The 14,244-nt window shown below is 62.7% G+C and carries 13 protein-coding genes; 5 read left to right on the top strand and 8 right to left on the bottom strand.

Features of this window, described 5'->3' with window-relative positions; translation table 11 throughout:
• Positions 1 to 4: 4 nt before the first annotated feature.
• The 4 genes from IB249_RS22785 to IB249_RS22770 form a co-directional block, all read right to left on the bottom strand.
• Positions 5 to 1,324, bottom strand: coding sequence for an NAD(P)/FAD-dependent oxidoreductase (locus IB249_RS22785; RefSeq protein WP_192307981.1), 1,320 nt, complete (start codon positions 1,322 to 1,324; stop codon positions 5 to 7).
• A gap of 207 nt (positions 1,325 to 1,531) precedes the next feature.
• Entirely contained in the window at positions 1,532 to 2,560 is a 1,029-nt protein-coding gene (proX, locus tag IB249_RS22780) for a glycine betaine/L-proline ABC transporter substrate-binding protein ProX (protein WP_192307980.1), read from the bottom strand.
• A gap of 55 nt (positions 2,561 to 2,615) precedes the next feature.
• Positions 2,616 to 3,569, bottom strand: a complete 954-nt coding sequence (gene proW, locus IB249_RS22775; RefSeq protein ID WP_192307979.1) for a glycine betaine/L-proline ABC transporter permease ProW — start codon at positions 3,567 to 3,569, stop codon at positions 2,616 to 2,618.
• A 31-nt stretch (positions 3,570 to 3,600) separates the two neighbouring features.
• Entirely contained in the window at positions 3,601 to 4,761 is a 1,161-nt protein-coding gene (locus IB249_RS22770; RefSeq protein ID WP_192307978.1) for a quaternary amine ABC transporter ATP-binding protein, read from the bottom strand.
• Positions 4,762 to 5,087: 326 nt separating this feature from the next.
• Between IB249_RS22770 and IB249_RS22765 the strand changes: the two genes are divergently transcribed.
• Entirely contained in the window at positions 5,088 to 6,065 is a 978-nt protein-coding gene (locus tag IB249_RS22765) for a LysR family transcriptional regulator (protein WP_192307977.1), read from the top strand.
• 109 nt (positions 6,066 to 6,174) lie between these two features.
• Here IB249_RS22765 and IB249_RS22760 read toward each other — a convergent pair whose 3' ends face one another.
• The 4 genes from IB249_RS22760 to IB249_RS22745 all read right to left on the bottom strand — a co-directional run bounded on the left by IB249_RS22760 (position 6,175) and on the right by IB249_RS22745 (position 9,500).
• Positions 6,175 to 7,143 carry an NAD(P)-dependent oxidoreductase gene (locus IB249_RS22760; RefSeq protein ID WP_192307976.1) on the bottom strand — a complete coding sequence of 323 codons (969 nt, stop codon included), beginning with the start codon at positions 7,141 to 7,143 and terminating at the stop codon, positions 6,175 to 6,177.
• Between the two features lie 10 nt (positions 7,144 to 7,153).
• Positions 7,154 to 8,545, bottom strand: a complete 1,392-nt coding sequence (locus IB249_RS22755; RefSeq protein WP_192307975.1) for an NAD(P)/FAD-dependent oxidoreductase — start codon at positions 8,543 to 8,545, stop codon at positions 7,154 to 7,156.
• Between the two features lie 254 nt (positions 8,546 to 8,799).
• Entirely contained in the window at positions 8,800 to 9,138 is a 339-nt protein-coding gene (locus tag IB249_RS22750) for a RidA family protein (protein ID WP_192307974.1), read from the bottom strand.
• An 11-nt stretch (positions 9,139 to 9,149) separates the two neighbouring features.
• Positions 9,150 to 9,500: a cupin domain-containing protein gene (locus IB249_RS22745; protein ID WP_192307973.1), complete on the bottom strand. Its 351-nt coding sequence runs from the start codon at positions 9,498 to 9,500 to the stop codon at positions 9,150 to 9,152.
• Positions 9,501 to 9,720: 220 nt separating this feature from the next.
• On the opposite strand from IB249_RS22745, the gene IB249_RS22740 reads away from it, so the two are divergent.
• The 4 genes from IB249_RS22740 (at position 9,721) to dddP (ending at position 14,122) form a co-directional block, all read left to right on the top strand.
• Positions 9,721 to 10,638 (top strand): quaternary amine ABC transporter ATP-binding protein, encoded by a 918-nt coding sequence (locus tag IB249_RS22740; protein ID WP_192307972.1) that lies wholly within the window; start codon positions 9,721 to 9,723, stop codon positions 10,636 to 10,638.
• Between the two features lie 28 nt (positions 10,639 to 10,666).
• Positions 10,667 to 11,620, top strand: a complete 954-nt coding sequence (gene proW, locus IB249_RS22735) for a glycine betaine/L-proline ABC transporter permease ProW (protein WP_192307971.1) — start codon at positions 10,667 to 10,669, stop codon at positions 11,618 to 11,620.
• 55 nt (positions 11,621 to 11,675) lie between these two features.
• A complete protein-coding gene (gene proX, locus IB249_RS22730; protein WP_192307970.1) occupies positions 11,676 to 12,713 on the top strand; it encodes a glycine betaine/L-proline ABC transporter substrate-binding protein ProX in 1,038 nt (345 codons plus the stop codon).
• 77 nt (positions 12,714 to 12,790) lie between these two features.
• Positions 12,791 to 14,122 (top strand): dimethylsulfonioproprionate lyase DddP, encoded by a 1,332-nt coding sequence (gene dddP / locus IB249_RS22725; RefSeq protein ID WP_192307969.1) that lies wholly within the window; start codon positions 12,791 to 12,793, stop codon positions 14,120 to 14,122.
• Positions 14,123 to 14,244: the final 122 nt, after the last annotated feature.

Genomic DNA, 14,244 nt, shown 5'->3' with positions numbered 1-14,244 from the left:
GCAATCAACCTTCCTTGCCGGCGCGCATTTGCCCCCAGGCCAGGTTCAGGTTGACGCCTATCGAGAGCAGGGGTTGCGGTGGGTTGGCATTGGGGCCTGGCGAGTTCAACAGGAACTCGATCAGCTCGTTGCGCTCGCCGGCCAGCCAGTCGGCCAGCAACTGACCGGTGGCGGTGCCGCGCGTCACGCCCAGGCCGTTGCAGCACAGCGCGCCGTAGACGTTGGGCCCGAGCTCGCCGAAATAGCCTTCATGGTTGCGCGACAGCGCCAGGGCGCCGCCCCAGGTGTATTCGAAGGCCAGGTCGGGAAGCATCGGGAAGCGCCGGTCGAACGAGGCGCGATGACGCGTGGCGAAGCGCTCCAGGTACTTGTGGTTGCTGCGTCCATCCGGGTTGAAACTGAAACTGTTGCGAATCAGCAGCCGATTGTCCGGCGTGCGCCGCACCGTGGTGCCGAACGGATCGGCCGGGATCACTCCCCAGTACGGCTTGCCACCCAGGCGTGCCTGCTCCTGCGCGGTCATCGGCCGGGTCAGGCTGGCGTAGGTGAACACCGGCAGCATGCGGCCCTTGAGGAAGCCGAAGTGTTGGCCGAAGGCGTTGTTGGTCAGCAGCAACTTGTCGGCGGTGATCGAACCGCCGGCGTGGCGCAGCACGGTGCGGTTGCCGTATTCGACATCGGTGATGACGGTGTTTTCGTGCAGCGTCACATTGGCCGGCAGGCTGTCGGCCAGCCCCTTGACCAGCGCGGCGGGCTGCAACAGCGAAGTGCCCGGCGTGAACAGTGCCTTGCGGTAGAACGAGGTGCCGATGTGCTCCGGCAGATCGCCGCCGTCGATCATTTCGTAAGGTTGGTCGAGCTTGTCCAGGCCACGGCGGTAAGCATCGAGCACCGCAATGCCACGGGGCTCGATGGCAGCCTGGTACTTGCCGCAGTGCATCATCTGGCAGTCGATGGCGAAGCGCTGGACCAGCGCCTTGAGGGCGTTCTTGCCACTCAGGTTGAGCTTCATGGTCTTGCGCGCCAGGGTGATGTCGCCGATGTAATCCTCGGCGCCGATGTCATGGGGCAGGTCGATGGCGAAGCCGGCGTTGCGTCCCGAGGTGCCGAAACCGACCTGCTGCGCATCCAGCAGGATGATCTGCTCATCGGGAAAGTGGCTGGCCAGTTGACGCGCGGCGGCCAGCCCCGTGAAACCGGCGCCGACGATGACCCAGCGCGCCGCCGTGTGGCCCTGATGGGCAGGGGCAGGGGTGCGCGGCCTGCTGGTGAGAAACCAGCCACAGCTGTCATCATCGGCAGGCAACGAAGTTATTTTTGTCATGGTTCGAATCCTGATTGGCAATGCAAGCGTGCAAGCGGTCGTCGCGCATCGCGGACAACTGCGCAGGGTTGGGGCCGAGAGGGATCGTCTGAGCGGGTGGACAACCCGGTCCAGGGCTTGAGCCCCAACCCTCCACAGGTTCCCGCCGTGCTTTACCAGCGATGCGGGAGCCTGCGGGTGATCAGGAAACAGCGCGAGTGGCTGCCATCAATTACTGGCCTGCACCGCTGCCGCCCGCGAAGCCTTCAGCCACTCGTCAAACTGTGCACGGTGCGCCTGCACCCATTCCTTGGCATGGCGGGTGATGTCCTTGGGTTTCTTCTCGCCTTCCTGCATCTTCAGGTTCTGCTGACTCTCGTCGTCCGAGGTGATCTGCACCAGCGAGAGGAACTTCAAGGCCGCCGGGTTCTTCTGGGCGAAGTCCCTGTTGAGCACCGCCTCGACCTTGTCCACGGCAAAGCCCAGGTTCTTGCCCTTGTACATCGTGTTGACGTCGTTCTTGCCGCCCGGCAGGTCGGTCTTCGGCACCTCCAGCCAGACCACGTCCTTGTCCTCGACCAACACGCTGGCGATCCATTGCGGCACCCAGGTGAAGTAGAAGATCGGCTTGCCTTCCTTGTAGCGGGCGATGGTGTCGGCCATCAGCGCGAAGTACGAGCCCTGGTTGACGTTGATGGCATTTCCCAGGTCATAGGCTTTCATGTGGTGGGCGATCACCAGTTCGCAGCCCCAGCCCGGGTTGCAACCGGTCATGTCGGCCTTGCCGTCGCCATCGGTGTCGAACAGCTTGGCGATCTCCGGCTTTTTCATGTCGGTGATGTACTTGATGTTGTATTTTTCGGCGGTTTTCTTGTCGATCAGGTAGCCCTGCAGCACGCCCGGCAGGATGTCGCCGGCCTTGACCATGGTCTTGTCGCCACCGGCCTTCTGATAGAACTCGTCATGCAACTGGTCCCACAGGTGCACGGTGAAGTCTGCATCGCCGCCGGACAGCGCCATCATCATCACGCCGTATTCGGTTTCTTTCGGCTCCTGGACCTTGTAGCCCAGCTCGCGCAGGCCCTCCATCGCCACCTCGCCACGGAAACGTTCCTCGGCGATCGAAGGAAAAATCGGCGTCACCTTGATACCTTCGCCGGGCTTGTCGGGCGAGGCGAGGGCGGCCAGCGAGGCCAGGGTGAAAGTGACGGCGCCAGCGCACTGGAGCAGGTTGCGGGTGAAATTGCTGTTCAACATCATCACGTACCTTTAATGGTTGTTATGGGTGTACGGCAGATTCAAAAATGGACATTCAAGCGGTCTTGCCGGGCACACTGGCCGGCTTGTTGCCGAACAGGCGCATCAGCACGCCCACGGGACCGGTCTGATACCAGCGCCGGCTCGGGTCGGCATTGGTGCGGGCGCCCATGGCCTGGGTCAGGCGGTCGAGGAAAATCGCCAGCAGCACCAGACCGACTCCGCCCACGGTGGCCAGGCCCATGTCCAGACGGCCAATGCCGCGCAGGACCATCTGGCCCAGGCCGCCCACGGAAATCATCGAAGCGATCACCACCATCGACAGCGACAGCATCAGGGTCTGGTTGAGACCGGCCATGATGGTCGAGGTGGCCAGCGGCAGTTGCACGCGGGTCAGCATCTGCCGTGGGGTGCAGCCAAAGGCACGGGCGGCCTCGATCTTGTCTTCGGGCACCTGGCGGATACCCAGGTTGGTCAGGCGCACCAGCGGCGGCAGGGCGAACACGATGGTCACCAGCACGCCGGGGACGTTGCCGATGCCAAACAGCATCACCACCGGGACCAGGTAGACGAATGCCGGCAGCGTCTGCATGGCGTCGAGCACCGGCCGGATCACCCGCTCGAGGCGGTCGCTGCGGGCGCAGACGATGCCCAGCGGAATGCCGATCACCGCGCAAAAGAACACCGAGGTCAGCACCAGGGCCAGGGTGGTCATGGATTCGGACCAGACCCCGATCAAACCGAGCAAGGTCAGGGTCACGAAGCACAGCAGCGCCATGCGCTTGCCGGCCAGCTGCCAGCCGAGCAGCGAGGACAGCAGGATGCCGATGCTCGGCGGGATGCTCTGCAAGGTGAACTCGATGCCATTGAGCACCTGATCGATCGGCCAGCGGATCGCGCGGAACACCTCGCGAAAATTCTGCACCATGTAGTTGAGCACTACTTCCACCCAGTCGCCCAAGGGGATGGTGAGGGTCTGGAAGGGGTCGAGGAAGCTGAAATCGGACATTGCGAGTACCTCTTCAAAGGAACGCTGGCGCTTAGTGGCGGCTCAGGGTCTGCAGCAACTGGTTCTTCGACACGGTGCCCTTGAACGAACCATCACGGCCGAGCACCGGCACCGGGTACGGCAGTGTGGCGGCGATATCGAGCACTTCATGCAGCGGGGTGTCGACGTACACCGGTTGCTGTTCGTGCTGGCAATAGCGGTCACTGGCCGAAGCGCCGCTTTCGTCGGTATCGACCACGCCCAGCAACCGCCCCTTGTCGTCGATCAGGTAGCCGAAGGCGGTGCATGCCTTGAACTGCGGCGCCTTGCCGTTGACTCGGCACACCGTCTGCGGATCGAGCTGCGCGACATCACCCGCCTTGAGCACCCGTGAGCTATCGAAGCCCTTGAAGAACGTCCTCACGTACTCGTTCGCCGGCTGGTTGATCAATTCCTGCGGCGTACCGATCTGCACCACGCGCCCGCCCTCCATGATCGCGATGCGATGGCCGATGCGGATGGCTTCCTCGATGTCGTGGGAAATGAAGATGATGGTGCGCTGCTGCTCGGCCTGCAGGCGGATCAGCTCGCCTTGCATCTCGCTGCGGATCAGCGGGTCAAGGGCGGAAAACGCTTCGTCCATCAGCAGGATGGTCGGGTCGTTGGCCAGCGCACGAGCCAGGCCGACACGTTGCTGCATGCCGCCGGAGAGCTGGTGCGGATAACTGTGTTCATGGCCGGCCAGGCCAACCTGGGCCAACGCTTCCTTCGCCCGGCAGTGCCGCTCGCTTTCATTGACGCCGGAGATTTCCAGGCCAAAGGCGGCGTTCTCCAGCACGCTCATGTGTGGCATCAGGGCGAAGGACTGGAACACCATGCCCATTTCCTTGCGCCGCACATCCAGCAACGCCTTGTCGCTCAGGCCGGTGATTTCCTTGCCGTTGAGGTGGATGGTGCCCGAGGTGGGTTCGATCAGGCGGTTGAACAGTCGCACCATGGTCGATTTGCCCGAGCCGGACAGGCCCATGATCACGAAGATCTCGCCGCGCTTGACCGAGAAACTGGCGTCGAACACGCCGACCACATGGCCGGTCTTCTTGAAGATCTCGTTCTTGTCGGCACCGTTGTTCAACATCTTCATGGCCAGGTCCGGATTCGGACCAAAGACCTTGAAGATGTTCTTTACCGAAAGAATCTCTTCGGAATGGCTCATACGACCCTCTTCTTATGGTTTTATCCAACTGTTAACCCTGACCGCCAGGCGCTGGCGTTCAGGGTGTGCATTGGCAGTCCGTTCGAAATCCGAACGCGAGTCAGTCCTTGAAGCGTGCCACCTGTTTCTGACGATGCGCTGTGTGGCGGCCTCGTTCAATGGGTGGGCCTGCCGGCATTCGCGCCGAACAGGTGGGCTCATGCATTTTCTTGTGTGCGCCCGGAGAAAAGGCGGTTGTTGCATTTGCTTTGGCTTGCGGACAGTCTAGAGCCGGGCCTCCCGCCCAGAAATCGACATTTTTTGCGGGCTATTGATTACCTGGTGTTATGGTTAAACATACTGAACCCGATCAGACGCTGATCAAGATGCCCTCCCTGCGCGCCGTGAAAGCCTTCGTCGCGGCGGCGCGCTACCAGAATTTCACTCGTGCGGCCGAGGCACTGTGCGTCACCCAGGCCGCCATCAGCCGGCAGATCCGCGAGCTGGAGGAGCACCTCGGCGCAGAATTGTTCAACCGCGCCGGGCGGGCAGTCGAGCTGACGTCCGCGGGGTCGATTTTCTACGATGCGGTGCAGTTATCCTTCACCAACATCGCCCAGGCGGCGGAGCGCATCAGCAGCAACAGCAACTCAAAACACGTGGTGACCCTGTGTTGCTCGCAGGCGTTCGCCAACCTGTTGCTGATGCCCAAGCTGCCAACGTTCTTCGAAGCACACCCCGAGATCGATCTGAACCTGGTGGTCACCCAGAACTTCCTGACCATGGAGAACGGTGTGCACCCGGACTTCATCATCTGCAAGATGATGAAAAGCCACGACGGCTACCACAGCCAGGCGTTGATGCATGACCAGATCTACCCGGTGTGCTCGCCGCTGTACCTTGAACGCCATCCGCAACTGCGCAAGGTCCAGGACCTACGCGACGGCGCCTTGCTCAATCTCAGCCCGTTCGGGCGCTCGCAGGTCGCCGAGCACGTCGATTGGAACGTGTGGTTCGCGTACCACGACATTGACCTCAAGACCCGACCGACCGACACCCCGCACTTTTTCAATGCCAATGACTACAACCTGTTGATCCAGCTGGCCTTGAATCATCAAGGCGTGGTGCTGGGCTGGCACCATCTGGTGGGGCCGATGGTGGAAGAGGGGTTGCTGGTCCGGCCGGTCAGGGAAGTGCTGGTACTGCAGGATTCCAAGCACTACCTGAGCTTCAACGAGGACAAGCAGAACGACGCCAGTTGCCGCCGCCTGTACCAATGGTTGCTCGCCGAATTCGGCCCTGATGGCGCTGCCGCGCAAGACTGATAACGGCAGATCATCGTGCACAGGAAACGCTGGGAACGAGCCTGCTCGCGATGGTCGCCAACGATGACGCAGGCCACCTCATGCACCCCGCACGCTCCCATACAGGGGCTTACGCCGTACGGATCTTCCTGGTCGCGTCCTGGCGGGCAACGAAAGCATTGATGTTGTCCACTGCACTGTCCATCAACTGCTGCATGGCGTCCTCGCTGCTCCAGGCGATGTGCGGGTTGAGCAGGAAATCATCGCGGTCGATCAGGGTGAACAGCGGGTTGTCCGGATGCAGCGGCTCATGTTCGACCACATCCAGTGCCACTCCGCCAAGTCGACCATTCTCCAGCGCAGCGATCAGTGCGGCCTCGTTGACCACGCCACCTCGACCGGTATTGACCACCACCGCATCGGGCTTCATCAAGGCCAGCCGCTCGGAATCGATCAGGTTGTAGGTCTCGGGCGTCAGCGGGCAGTTGATCGACAGCACGTCACAGTTGCCGAGCAGTTCATTGAGCGGGCGGCAGTCCGGCCCCCGACGCTTGCCGCCACGATCCTCGAACAACACTTGCATGCCAAAGGCTCTGGCCAGATGCGCCAGGCGCAGGGCAATCGGCCCGCTGCCGATGATCGCCAGGTGTTTGTCGCGCACATCGCGGATGCGGTGATTGAAGTAGATGTTCTGGTACGCCGCCTCACCGGCATGCACCTGGCGCATCAGCCGGGTGAACGCCGCCGGACGGCGGAACAGCTCAAGGATCATCGCCAGGCTGTGCTCCGCCACGGTGTTGGCGGCATAGCCCGGGACGCTGGTGACCTGGATGCCATGGGCATCGCAGTAGTCGACATCGACGATATCGCGCCCGGTCAGGGCCAGGGAAATCATCTTCAGCTTCGGCAATTGGCGCAGGTGCTCCTCACGCAGCGGCACACTGCAGGTCATGGCAATCGTCGCCTCTTGCAGATGCTCGATGACCTGCTCGGGGCGGGTATAGGCATACTGTTTCCAACTGTGCTTGCAGTCCGGGCGTTTCAGACGGGTCGACGGCGCCAGGCCATCGTCGTCGAGAAAAACGATCTGTTCAGTCACGATCAAATCCTTATTTCTTTTGCGCCGGCACGTAGCCGGCCGGGGCCATGGCAACCAGCTGGCGGGTGACGAAACCCGCATCCTGGTCGTGATCTTCGAGGGATTCCTTGCGCACCAGGGCATCGCGCACCAGGTGCGCGCCAAAGAAGCGCAACGGTTCCGGCGGCAACAGTTTCATGCGCTGGTTGACCAGGCCGCAGTTGGCCCACTCGTCATTGGCATGCTCGACCAGCGACTTGATGATGCGGCTGGCAAACACCGTGGTCGCCACGCCATTGCCGGAGAAACCGATGCCGTAGGCGATGTTCTGGTGATGGTCGAGGTAGCCGAAGTTCGGCAGGCCCTTCATCGCGCGGTCGATGGGGCCGGTCCAACTGCTGACGATCGGCACGCCGGACAGTTGCGGGTAGAGGCGACGCAACTCGGCGGTGACCTTGTCGGCCGCCGGCGAGGGTTTCTCGTACAGATTGCCGATGCGCCCGGCAAAGGCAAACTGGCCCAGCGGCTTGCCGAACACCACACGACCGTCCGGGGTGTTGCGCCAGTAGTTGAGCACGGTACGCGAGTCGGTCATGCATTCGCCGCCACTGAAACCGATGGCGTCCAGCCTGGCCTTGACCGGTGCGGTGGCGACCATGTCGCTGGACATGATCGCGATCATCCGGCGCAGCTCCGGGAACCGCGCCCCCCAGGCGTTCATCGCCAGCACCACGCGATCGGCACGCACGGCGCCGCGCTCGGTATGCACCACCGGATGCTTGCCTTGCTCCAGGCGGGTGAGCGGGCTCTTTTCGTAGATGTTCACCCCCAGCTTCAGCGCCACACGGCGCAGGCCTCGGGCGAGCATGGCCGGCTGCACAGTGGCGGCGTTCGGGTCGTAGATGCCGCCCAACACGAGGGGCGAGCCGACCCGGCCCTGGATAGTATGGCGATCCATCTCATGAAACGGGTTGACGCCCAGGTTCTGCAGGCCATCGGTCAGCACCCGCCAGGAATTCATCTGGCGCTGATTGGTGGCGGTCCACAGCCAGCCGTGCTTGCGGTATTGAGCGTCGATGCCATGTTCCTGGCAGAAACTGCCGATTTCGTCGATGGCCGATTCCGCCGCTTCGCAAATACGCCGGGCCTCGACGTCGCCGCAGATGGTGCGCAACGACAGATACTTGCCCCACCAGTTGGTGGCGACGCCGCCGTTGCGGCCGCTGGCCCCCGCACCGCAGCGGTCGCGTTCGACGATGACGATGTTCTTTTCCGGGTTGGCCTGTTTCAGGCGGATGGCCGACCACAGGCCAAGGTAGCCGCCGCCGACGATGCACACGTCAGCTTGAATCGATGCCTGCAGGGCAGGGGCCAGATCGTTATCCAGGTCAAGCGCCTGGGCATACCAGAATCCACGGTACATAAGGGGTGCCTTCAGCCTATGTTGTCTTGTGGGTCACATGATGCGGAGGGCGGGCAGTGGCGCACTATGATGCGGGGGACAATTGATAGAAGAACGCTGCGCGGATCGGTTAATTCCAATGGCGTCGCGTTGCCTTCTGTGGGAGCGAGCCTGCTCGCGATGGCGGAGTGTCAGACGCCGTAGAGGGTGGCTGTGCGGGCGAATCGCGAGCAGGCTCGCTCCCACAGATGCACAGCTCCGTATCAGGGCGGGGTTCAGAGCTGGCCGAAGGCCTGGATCTCTATGCGATATTGCGGGGCTGCCAGCGCGGCTCCGACGCAGGCGCGCACGGGAGGCTGGTCACCGACCCAGGCGTCGTACACCTCGTTCATGGCGGAAAATTCGCCCATGTCCGCCAACCAGATCTGCAGGCGGGTCAGATGGTTCTTGCCGGCGCCGACCTGTGCCAGCCACTGCTCCAGTTGCGCCAGGACGCAGCGGGTCTGCGTGGCGATATCGCCCGGTGCCAGCGCGACGATGCCGGAGGTCTCGATGCGGCCGTCCACCAGCACCAATTGACTGGCACGCGGGCCGGGGTTGATTCGTTCGATCATGTTCCGGCTCCTTAGAACAGCACGTAGGTTTTGCGCAGGGTTTCGCGGACGTCCCATACGCCTTCGCAGTTCTCGGGAAACAGCACCGCGTCACCCGCGCGCAGTTCCACCGGTTCGCCACCGTCCGGGGTGAAGGTGCACCAGCCGCTGACGATATGGCTGAACTCGCGGTTCTTCAGGTGACGGCGGAACAACCCCGGGCTGCTTTCCCAGACGCCGATGCTGGCGCCGACAGCATCATCGGTCTGGGCCTGGCCGGTGGCGGCGACGGCAATGGGCTCGCCGATCGGCAGGCGTGCCGGCGAGTGTTCTCCCAGGGGGGAGGCGGCGGCGTTGCGAACGACGGTCAGGACTTGGCTCATGAATGTTTCCTTTGTTTAGGGGCCTTTCGGCAAGCGGTCGGTACTTTTGCACCGCCCCGGTCGAGGCGCATATAACAGAACGGACCAGTCATCGAACGCCCCGCAGCGGCCTGCCGTTTTCGGTGCCGGGATAATACAAATTGACCGGCTCATACAATTCAGGGGGCAGCCACAGGGATACAGTTCAGCTCGTTCGATATAAATATAAAAAGAGGGTCGTATGAGCCAGACCGATGAAATTCTTTCGGTGAAGAACATCTTCAAGGTGTTCGGTCCCCACCCGGACCAGGCCATGAAGATGTTGGACAACGGTGCCGACAAGAATGAAATCTTCAAGAAGACCGGTCATGTGGTCGGTGTGTTCGACGCCAGCTTTTCGGTCAAGCGCGGCGAGATCTTCGTGATCATGGGCCTGTCCGGCTCGGGCAAGTCGACCATGGTGCGGCTGTTCAATCGCCTGATCGAGCCGACCTCCGGCAGCATCCACCTCAACGGCAAGGAAATCACCGGCCTGAGCGACAAGGCGTTGCTGGACGTGCGGCGCAAGGAAATGGGCATGGTGTTCCAGTCCTTCGCCCTGATGCCGCACATGAGCGTGCTGGAAAACACCGCCTTCGGCCTGGAAATCTCCGGCGTCAAGGAAAGCGAGCGGCACTGTCGGGCGAAGGAAGCCCTGGCCCAGGTTGGTCTGGCAGGCCAGGAATACAGCTACCCCCATCAACTGTCCGGCGGTATGCAGCAGCGCGTCGGCCTGGCTCGTGCATTGGCCAACGACCCGACCATCCTGCTGATGGACGAAGCGTTTTCCGCACTTGACCCGCTGATCCGCAGCGAGATGCAAGGCGAATTGATCCGTCTGCAGGCCGAACAGCAGCGCACCATCATCTTCATTTCCCACGACATCGAGGAAGCCGTTCGCATCGGTCATCGCATCGCGATCATGGAAGGCGGGCGGGTGGTGCAGATCGGCACGCCACTGGAGCTGATCGAGCAACCGGCCAACGACTACGTGCGGGCCTTCTTCAAGGGGTTCGACGTGTCCCGGATGTTGAAGGCCGGCGATATCGCTGCGCTGGACCCGGCGACCGTCTGCCGGGTCTGCCGCAAAGAGCTGGAACACGCCCACGCCCACCACTGAGCGCCCCGATCAAAAGAGGTAAGCCACGATGTCCGATTTCAGCTTTCTTGATCCCTTCCAGTCCATCACCATCCCCTTGGGCGACTGGGTGGAAGTGGTACTCAACTACATGGTGCAGAACTTTCGCGAGGTGTTCCGCGCGATCCGCTGGCCGATCGACCAGGTGCTCAATGGCATCGAGTTCAGCTTGCAGAGCATTCCGCCGAGCATCGGCATCCTGCTGTCCTCGCTGCTCGGCTGGCAGCTGGCCGGCAAGCGCATGGCGCTGCTGTGCTTCGTGACCCTGACCTTGCTCGGTTTGATCGGGGTCTGGTCCGAATCCATGACCACCCTGGCCCTGGTGCTGACCTCGGTGTTCTTCTGCGCGGTGATCGGCATTCCGCTGGGCATCGTCTGCGCCCGCAGCGACCGCCTTGAGCGGGTGATACGGCCGGTGCTCGACGCCATGCAGACCTTGCCGGCATTCGTCTACCTGGTCCCGGTGGTGATGCTGTTTGGCATCGGCAACGTCCCCGGCGTGCTGGTGACCATCGTGTTCGCCCTGCCGCCGCTGGTGCGTCTGACCAACCTGGGGATCCGCCAGGTGCCCGAGGACAAGATCGAGGCCGCCCGTGCCTTTGGCTGCACGCCTCGGCAGATGCTGACCCGCGTGCAACTGCCGCTGGCCACCTCGACGATCATGGCCGGCCTCAACCAGACCCTGATGCTGTCGCTGTCGATGGTGGTGATCGCCTCGATGATTTCCGTGGGCGGCCTGGGCCAGATGGTCCTGCGCGGCATTGGCCGTCTGGACATGGGCCTGGCCACCGTGGGCGGTGTCGGCCTGGTGCTGCTGGCGATTTTCCTCGACCGCCTGACCCAGGCCATGGGCGCCCGCACCAATGCCGACCCGAGTCGGCGCTGGTACCAGACCGGCCCCGTGGGCGTGCTGATGCGCCTGTTCGGCGCCGCGCAGCCTGCCGGACGGCGCGAGACTGCCTGAGATTCACCGTTCTATCTGCCGCAATCCACACAACAATCACAAAAGGTAAGCGAAGATGTACGAGTCCACATTCACCCGCCGTTTTCTGCAATGCGCCTCAGCCGTGGCGTTCAGCGTGGCCTGCCTGGGCGCCAGCGCTTCCGTGGATAAACCGGGGGAGGGGGTGAAGATCACCCCGGCGTTCCCGACCGTCGATGAAGAGCGATTCCGTGGCGAAGTGGCGTTGGCCGGTCTGCGCGAGCTGGGCTACAAGGTGCAGAAACCCAAGGAGACCGAATACGCCACCATGGTCGTGGCGGTGGGTTTCGGCGATGCGGATTTCACCGTCAACGCCTGGGACAAGCTGCACGCCGCGTTCTACCAGAAGGCCGGCGGCGACGAGAACATGATCAAGGTCGGCAATATCCTGCCCGGCGTGTTGCAGGGCTATCTGATCGACAAGAAAACCGCCGACCAGTACAACATCAAGTACATCACCGACCTGAAGAAACCGGAAATCGCCAAGCTGTTCGACACCGATGGCGACGGCAAGGCCGACATGACCGGCTGCAACCCGGGCTGGGGCTGCGAACTGGTGATTGCGCACCAGATGAAAGCCTACGACCTGGAAAAATCCATCCATGTGAACCAGGGGTCGTACTTCGCGTTGATGGCCGACACCATCACCCGTGCCAAGGAAGGCAAGCCGGTGTTCTATTACACCTGGATTCCACAGTGGGTCGCCGGGGTGCTGGTGGAAGGGCGCGACGTGGTCTGGCTGCAGGTGCCCAAGACCGATCTTCCAGGCGGCGACAACAGCCTCGATACCACCTATGAGGGCAAGAACCTGGGCTTCGCGCTGGACAAGGTTCAGGCACTGGTGAATCGCAAGTTCGCCGAGAAGAACCCGGCGGCGGTCAAGTTCCTGTCGGTGATGCAGATCCCGGCAGCGGACGAGAGCGCGCAGAACCTGAAAATGCAGCAGGGCGAGAAATCCATGGCCGATATCCAGCGCCATACCCGCGAGTGGATCGCCGCGCACCAGGCGCAGTTCGACGGCTGGGTGAAGGCTGCACGGGAGGCGGGCGTCCAGGCCACTCAAGCCAGTAACTGAGGGGTTGACCGCTCCCTGATCGCGGCTTGGTCCCGCGATCAGGGCTATGACAACGCGATCCGGAGGACTCCATCGCCATGATGAACTCGCCATTCTCGAGACCTGCTGACACCCGCCGTATCGATCCCTCCCGGCGCCGCGCGGACGGATCCCCGGACGACAACGATCGAACCGAAATCGGTCCGACCCCGTTGGCGTTCGCCGAATGGGCGCAATCGGGCCTGCCCGCGCCACACCTGGCGACGATGCGCGAATACCGCCTGCAACGGCTCAAGGCGCAACTGGTCGCACGGGACCTGGCTGGCATCCTGCTGTTCGACCCGTTGAACATTCGCTACGCCACCGACACCACCAACATGCAGCTGTGGACCACCCACAACCCGGCCCGCGCCTGCTTCGTCGCGGCCAGCGGGCACGTGGTGCTGTGGGATTTCCACGGCTGCGACCACCTCTCCGCGCACTTGCCGCTGATCAGTGAGCTGCGCAGCGGGGCGTCCTTTTTCTATTTCGAAACCGGCGATCGTACCGAGCAACACGCCAAACGCTTCGCCGCACAGGTGGACGAATTGCTGCGCAGCCATGGCGGCGCCAACCGCAGACTGGCGGTGGATCGCATCGAAGTCGCCGGTCTGCGCGCACTCGATGCCCTGGGCGTGCAGGTCAGCAGTGGCCAGGAAGTCACGGAGCTGGCCCGGGTGATCAAGGGCCCGGACGAGATCAAGGCCATGCGTTGCGCCGTGGCCTCCTGCGAGGCCTCGATCAGTGAAATGCGCCAGGCCATGCGCGCCGGTGCCACCGAGAACGACGTCTGGTCCGCCCTGCACGCCGGCAATATCCGCCGGGGTGGCGAGTGGATCGAAACCCGCATTCTCAGCTCCGGCCCGCGCACCAATCCCTGGTACCAGGAGTCCGGCCCGAGGGTATTGAGCGACGGCGATCTGCTGTCCTTCGACACGGACCTGATCGGTGTCTACGGCATGTGCGTGGACATGTCTCGCAGCTGGATCTGCGGCGGGCTGGAACCCAGCGCCGAGCAAAAACGCCTGTACCGCATCGCCCACGAGCACATTCGCTTCAACACAGAGCTGGTTCGTCCGGGCGTGGGCTTCACCGAGTTGACTCGCCTGGCCCACCGTCTGCCCGAATCCTGCCGCGCGCAGCGATACGGCGTGATGTTCCATGGTGTCGGCTTGTGCGACGAATACCCGTGCATCCGCTACCCGGAAGATGTCGAATCGTATGGCTACGAGGGTGTGCTGGAACCGGGCATGGCGCTGTGCGTCGAGGCCTACATCGGCGAGGTCGGCGGGCGGGACGGCATCAAGCTGGAGAACCAGCTGCTGGTGACCGAGGACGGTTGCGAAGTGTTGACCCGCTATCCCTTCGAAAGCAGTTTCCTGCAAGACTGAACACGCGGGTCGGCACTCGTTGACGATCCGTCTGGTCAGCTCGGGCGTGGAACTCACCGCGTGGTAATCGTGGCGTTTGGTCAAACGCCGTCAGCGTGCTTAAGATCATACCGAACCCGTTG

This window comes from Pseudomonas sp. PDM04 (assembly GCF_014851765.1).
Classification (GTDB): domain Bacteria; phylum Pseudomonadota; class Gammaproteobacteria; order Pseudomonadales; family Pseudomonadaceae; genus Aquipseudomonas.
The sequence above is the reverse complement of the archived record's forward strand: the minus strand, read 5'-3'. Positions and strand labels throughout refer to the sequence as shown.

Bases quoted from the DNA above. Each gene is read 5' to 3' on its own strand.
- IB249_RS22785 (WP_192307981.1), bottom strand. From the start codon at position 1,324: ATGACAAAAATAACTTCGTTGCCTGCCGATGATGACAGCTGTGGCTGG.
- proX (WP_192307980.1), bottom strand. From the start codon at position 2,560: ATGTTGAACAGCAATTTCACCCGCAACCTGCTCCAGTGCGCTGGCGCC.
- proW (WP_192307979.1), bottom strand. From the start codon at position 3,569: ATGTCCGATTTCAGCTTCCTCGACCCCTTCCAGACCCTCACCATCCCC.
- IB249_RS22770 (WP_192307978.1), bottom strand. From the start codon at position 4,761: ATGAGCCATTCCGAAGAGATTCTTTCGGTAAAGAACATCTTCAAGGTC.
- IB249_RS22765 (WP_192307977.1), top strand. From the start codon at position 5,088: ATGGTTAAACATACTGAACCCGATCAGACGCTGATCAAGATGCCCTCC.
- IB249_RS22755 (WP_192307975.1), bottom strand. From the start codon at position 8,545: ATGTACCGTGGATTCTGGTATGCCCAGGCGCTTGACCTGGATAACGAT.
- IB249_RS22750 (WP_192307974.1), bottom strand. From the start codon at position 9,138: ATGATCGAACGAATCAACCCCGGCCCGCGTGCCAGTCAATTGGTGCTG.
- IB249_RS22745 (WP_192307973.1), bottom strand. From the start codon at position 9,500: ATGAGCCAAGTCCTGACCGTCGTTCGCAACGCCGCCGCCTCCCCCCTG.
- IB249_RS22740 (WP_192307972.1), top strand. From the start codon at position 9,721: ATGAGCCAGACCGATGAAATTCTTTCGGTGAAGAACATCTTCAAGGTG.
- proW (WP_192307971.1), top strand. From the start codon at position 10,667: ATGTCCGATTTCAGCTTTCTTGATCCCTTCCAGTCCATCACCATCCCC.
- proX (WP_192307970.1), top strand. From the start codon at position 11,676: ATGTACGAGTCCACATTCACCCGCCGTTTTCTGCAATGCGCCTCAGCC.
- dddP (WP_192307969.1), top strand. From the start codon at position 12,791: ATGATGAACTCGCCATTCTCGAGACCTGCTGACACCCGCCGTATCGAT.